4 protein-coding genes are annotated in these 5,727 nt (G+C 42.9%); all 4 read left to right on the forward strand.

Going from position 1 to position 5,727, the window contains the following annotated elements; all coding sequences use genetic code 11:
- Positions 1–567: 567 nt before the first annotated feature.
- On the forward strand, positions 568–2,634 hold the full coding sequence (locus Q0628_RS15540) for a tetratricopeptide repeat protein (protein WP_298772560.1): 2,067 nt from the start codon (positions 568–570) through the stop codon (positions 2,632–2,634).
- On the forward strand, positions 2,631–2,960 hold the full coding sequence (locus Q0628_RS15545) for a nucleotide pyrophosphohydrolase (protein WP_298772562.1): 330 nt from the start codon (positions 2,631–2,633) through the stop codon (positions 2,958–2,960). Before Q0628_RS15540 ends, Q0628_RS15545 begins: the two co-directional genes overlap by 4 nt.
- 12 nt (positions 2,961–2,972) lie before the next feature.
- Positions 2,973–4,853 carry a DUF2075 domain-containing protein gene (locus Q0628_RS15550; protein WP_298772564.1) on the forward strand — a complete coding sequence of 627 codons (1,881 nt, stop codon included), beginning with the start codon at positions 2,973–2,975 and terminating at the stop codon, positions 4,851–4,853.
- Positions 4,854–5,126: 273 nt separating this feature from the next.
- Positions 5,127–5,727, forward strand: a 601-nt coding sequence (rhuM, locus tag Q0628_RS15555; RefSeq protein WP_298772566.1) for a RhuM family protein, incomplete at its 3' end; no start/stop codon positions are given.

Here is a 5,727-nt window from a genome sequence, read left to right on the forward strand (position 1 = left end):
TCGAAAGCTGCTCGGCTTCCGCCCGCAAGTCCACAAGATTGCTTTTGGTAAAAAACGGCATACCGCAAATATAGTAAAAGGGGGACGCCTCCCCCTGCTTGCAGCCTTGCCCTAGTGTCATCCTGGAGCCATGAGTGTGTCATCCTGAGCGAAGAGCCGCAGGCTCGTAGTCGAAGGATCTAGACCGAACTAGGGCAAGTCTTCCAGCACCTCACCACCTAAAGGTGGCCATGTACACTAAGGCCTAAAGGCCAAGTGTCCAAAGGTCGCCTAAGGGGCACCGCCCCCTAAAACCCCCCGCTTACCCCGTCCACCCGCCCTAATGTCATGCTCCGCTTGACGGGGCATTCCCCTTTTATCGTCATTCTGAGCGTAGCCGCAAGGCGAAGTCGAAGAATCCAGTCACTTTTTTACTACTATTTCCCCATGACATAGCCCCGTACCGAATGGTTCGGAGCGACCGGAAATTTTGAGATTCGTCTCTTATTCTCACGACTGAAACTACCACTTTCAAATTCTACGGGAATAAGACGGACACTCACGTCCCATCTGGGGCGTGGGTCGTTTGTGCTTATCGTAGAAAAGGGTGTGGTAGCCCTCAGTCGTGGTGAGCACGCGAAGCGACTCCACGCCTTTTTTATTTTCAAAAAAGTTGGAAATCGTTCATTTGCTGCAGGGACTTATCTCGCTGATAAGGATGCCCCCATGGCAAGAATTGAAGTCATACAGACTGTTGATACATCGAACTTTAAGGCCCGCAATGCCGAAGAATTGAAGAAGCAAATTGTACACCACTTTGCAGAAAAGGGATGTCCTCCAACAGTCGAAATTCTATCCGATTCAGCAGTCCGTATCGTTTTCGACACAGACGCACTCGAAAAAGCCGAAAACAACTTTCACAAAGCATCATCTCTCTGCAATGAAGGACGATTCAATGCGGCAACGGATTTGCTGCATAAGGCCATCAAGGCATGCCCCGGATATTCTGAGGCACATCGCTTACTCGGACAAGTTCTGTTTCAGCAAGGCGAAATTGACAAAGGAATGGACGAAGTTCTTGAAGCACTCCTCATCGACCCCAAAAACATGTGGGCGCTAATCATGATGGGCAACATTCTTGCTAACGGGAAAAACAATGTTGACGCAGCAGACAAGTATTATAAAAAGGTTCTAGAATATTACCCTGATAACGCCATTGCACTCAATAATGTTGCGGGCACGCTTATTCGGAAAAAAGATTATGACACCGCTATTCGCTACATGAAGCGAGCCCTTGAATTAGACAATACCTACACAAACAGCTATTATGGGATTGCTTTAGCATACTATCACAAGGATGATTTGGACAACGCTTTTGAATACGCAAGCCAAGGGGCGTTAAAAGGAGCAAATCGTGCAGAAGATCCTGGCGTCCGTCAAGAACTCTTAAAATTGTTATTGACCACTGCAAGAGATATCGCGGAATCAACAGATTACGAATCCAGGGTGTTTGAATTAGCTCATAGTTTTGAAACCAAATTTAATGTAACCATCAAATTTGAGCGCGATGACGAGCAGGACACCTTGGCACATTTGGAATTCGCCGATTTCCATCATCGCAAGGATCACGTTGTCAAATACAAGAAAGATGGCAACTATTGCCATTACATGCTCCATGAATTGACGCACCTTGAGATGATGCTTTCCGCCCAAAGGAATGGAAAACTCCAGACCATCGGATTTACGCAGCGAAATTTTGACGATTTCTTGCAAGACTACAAACGTCATTTTGACGAAGTCAAGAAAAAGATTGGTGCAGTCCAATCAGAAAAGTTGGCGAAGCACTTGTTCCAGGGATTGTCATTGCAGGTGATGAATGCCCCGCTAGACTTGTTCGTGGAACAGAAAATCTATGAGAAGGCAGAATTCAGACCGCTTCAGTTGACATCTTTATTTGCAATGGAATCAAGCAACATCGATGCCGTGCGACAGACTGCGAATGTTGCTGAATTTCCGCAAATTATTAAGGACACGAATAAACTGTTGAACATGCTTCAGTCCTTGCTTTTACGCAAACTCTATGGATTGGATTTTGTCAATCAGTACAAGCCATCGCAAAACATGATGAACAGAGCCACGGAATTCTTCAAGGCATTTGAAAATTCTCTTGCATCGTTCAACGCTGGTGACGAATATACAGTCTTTGAAAAGATTGCCACAACACTTGGTTTAGTAAAATATTTCACCCTTTCCGGCGTAGAAAATAGCGAAATCAAGACAGAGGCCGACAGAAATCAGGACCAGTTCAACGAAACGCACAATCCCGCAACAGCAGACCCGATGATTGCCGTCATGATGTCCTCCTATATGGTCGGGGCATTGGAATACTTTGAAAGGCTGCTGCCGGAAGACATTGAAAAAATTGCTTTTGAATGCGCTATGGTTGGGCAAAATGGAATTAGTCCTGCACAAAAGAGCGGATACAAGTTGAACAATGTTCCCGGAAAAGATTTTAGCGGTTATGAACTGCTCGCCTATTACTATGTAAGCTGGGCCATTTCACATCCCGAAATGCTTGATAAACTGCAGTTGCCTTTTGCAGATGCCTACAGTATGGCAAAGCAGATGTTTGATTCCAGACGAGGTGAGAAATGAGCGATTTTGAAAAAATGAAAGCAAAGGTCAAGCAATTCACCATTGACCGCGACTGGGACCAATTCCATAACGGCAAGGACCTCGCCATCGCCCTTTCTGGCGAGGCATCGGAGCTTCTCAATGCGTTCCTTTGGAAGAAACCTGAAGATGTAAAAATCGAAAAGGTGCGGGAAGAATTAGCCGATGTGCTTAATTATGCATTCCTAATCGCAGACAAGTATAATCTTGATATTGAGCAAATCATGGACGAAAAGTTGCGAATTAACGGGGAGAAGTATCCCGTTAATAAGGCTAAGGGATCTGCGAAGAAGTATAACGAGTTGTAAGGGGAAAGAACGATGATTGTATATAGCGGAATCAAAGCCGAATTCATGAAGAGTGTTGAAAATGACACCATTGCAATTGAAGTTCAGAACACAATATGGACGAAAATGGGAAAGGTCTCTCCGGAAAATGAATTTCGTTCATGGGACAATTCGCTTCAGCACATGTATAAGGTCCTGAATGATAATAATATTCCGCATAATGCAGGGATTGCTATAGAATACAATATTCCTCAAACAAGCAAGCGCGTTGACTTTATTATTTCAGGATATGACGAAGAAAACCGAGCGAATGCAGTTATCATTGAACTAAAACAATGGGAAAAACTAGAAGCAGTTTATTCCGCGGATGCTTTGGTTAAAACATACATTGGAAAAGGAAATCGTCTTGTCGTCCATCCCTCATATCAAGTTTGGTCGTATACAAAAATGATTGAGGATTACAATCAATCTGTACAAGATTCTCGAATTAGATTATCCCCATGTGCCTACCTCCACAACTATATTAGGAAGGAGCAAAGTGACCCGATAGATGCAAATCCATACAAGCCCTATTTAGATGATGCGCCGGCGTTCACTAAGGGCGAAGTTTCAAAACTTAGAGATTTTATAAAAAATTGCATTAAGAAAGGTGACGATAAAGAAATTCTTTACCAAATTGACCATGGAAAAATTCGTCCATCAAAGAGCTTGCAAAATTCTATTTGCAACATGTTGAAAGGAAACAAGGAATTCACCTTAATTGACGAACAAAAAGTAATCTACGAGCAAATTCTTGATTGGGCACAGAAATCGTTAAAAGAAGAAAAAAAGAGAACCATTATCGTTGAAGGCGGACCAGGAACAGGAAAAACAGTAATTGCAATAAATCTTCTGGCTCAATTGACGAAACAAGGACAATTCGTTCAATATACATCGAAAAATTCTGCACCCCGAAATGTTTATCTCGCGAAACTAAAAGGCCTGTTTAGAAAAAGCAGTGTAGACAATATGTTTAAAGGATCGGGAATCTACACGGATTCACCAACAAATGCTGTACATACCATATTAGCCGATGAATCACATCGATTAAATGAAAAATCAGGAATGTTCCACAACAAGGGTGAAAACCAAATAAAAGAAATAATCAAAGCCTCATATTGTAGTGTATTCTTTATTGATGAATGTCAAAGAGTGACAATTCAAGATATTGGCTCCATTGAAGAAATAAAGAAATGGGCTTCCCAGCTAAACTCCCAAATTGAGTACGTTCAATTGAAGTCTCAATTCCGCTGCAATGGTTCAGATGGATATTTAGCATGGCTTGATGATGTTCTAGAAATAAGGGAAACAGCGAATTATAATCTAGAGGGGCTTGATTTTGATTTTCGAGTTCTCGATAAGCCAGAAATGGTCCGCGATATTATTTTTGAAAAGAACAAAATCAATAATAGATCCCGTATACTGGCAGGATATTGTTGGGATTGGAACAAAAAAGGTGAAAACGACACAAATGTTCATGACATCAAAATAGATTCCTTTGCAATGAGTTGGAACCTAAAAAATTCATCAACGTATGCCATTGACCCCGGCTCAATAAACGAAGTGGGTTGCATCCATACATCGCAGGGCTTGGAATTTGAGTATGTTGGGGTTATAATCGGAAATGATCTTCGTTATGAAAATGGTAAAATTGTTACTGATTTCACAAAACGAGCAAGAACCGACAACTCATTAAAAGGGATTAAGTCTATTTATAAAAAGAATCCCGCTCAGGCCCTTCAAATTGCAGATGAAATTATCAAAAACACGTACAAGACACTTATGACTCGCGGCATGAAGGGGTGTTACATATATTGCTGCGATAAAGAGCTTGCTGATTATCTACGAAAAAGAATTAACATTCGTAATGCTTAAGTTCCATTTTGGAACTTATGTTCCTTTTGGCGTCTACAAGCCTAGGCGTTGCGGGCGCGGCGCCTGAGCGCCCGCTAGAAGGGGTTGCGGAAAACGCCGAAGGCGGTTGAAGCGTGGGGAAGGCTTTCCCCTTTCTATAAATTTGTCAAACCCTCTTGACATCTGCCATCTGGTAACTTATATTTAGTGCACAAGTGTGTAGAAATTGCTTTTCGCGCACGGTGTAAAACAAGCAAAGCCCCGCCTTTTTTATGCATGTAGGCGGAGGGAGGAATGATGAAGAATGTCGGTTTGTTGCCGTCGGGTGAAGTTGACGGCGAGAAGAACGAAATCATCGTGTATCAGCCGGAAGGGGGCGAATTTCACATCGAGGTTCGCGTGGATCAGGATACTGTCTGGCTGACGCAGGCGCAGATGGCTGAACTGTTTGGGACGGTGCCTCAAAATATCACTGTTCATATTAAAAAAGTCTATGATGAAGGGGAATTGGAGAAAAATTCAACTTGTAAAGAATATTTACAAGTTGCCAGTGAAGGAAGTCGTAAGGTTAAAAGGACTTTAAAATTCTATAACCTTGATGTTATAATTTCTGTTGGTTATCGTGTCAAATCAATTCAAGGCACACGCTTCCGTCAGTGGGCAAACCGTGTCCTCAAAGAGCACATGTTGAAGGGCTTCAGCGTAAACCAGCGCCTTGTTGCCCATGAAAACAGGTTGGAAAACATTGATTCTCGGGTCATTTATCTCGAAAAGCAGGTGGATTTCTTCGTGAAGGCGAACTTGCCGCCTAAGGAGGGCGTTCTGCAGGCGAAAGCGTTTTGGAGCGGCTATGAGTTCGCGGTTCAAGTCGTCCGTTCGGCAAAAAAAGAGATTG

The organism is uncultured Fibrobacter sp. (genome assembly GCF_937877005.1).
Taxonomy (GTDB): Bacteria; Fibrobacterota; Fibrobacteria; order Fibrobacterales; family Fibrobacteraceae; genus Fibrobacter.

Excerpts from the sequence above, each read along its gene's own strand:
- Q0628_RS15545 (WP_298772562.1), top strand. The coding sequence starts at position 2,631 with ATGAGCGATTTTGAAAAAATGAAAGCAAAGGTCAAGCAATTCACCATT.
- Q0628_RS15550 (WP_298772564.1), top strand. The coding sequence starts at position 2,973 with ATGATTGTATATAGCGGAATCAAAGCCGAATTCATGAAGAGTGTTGAA.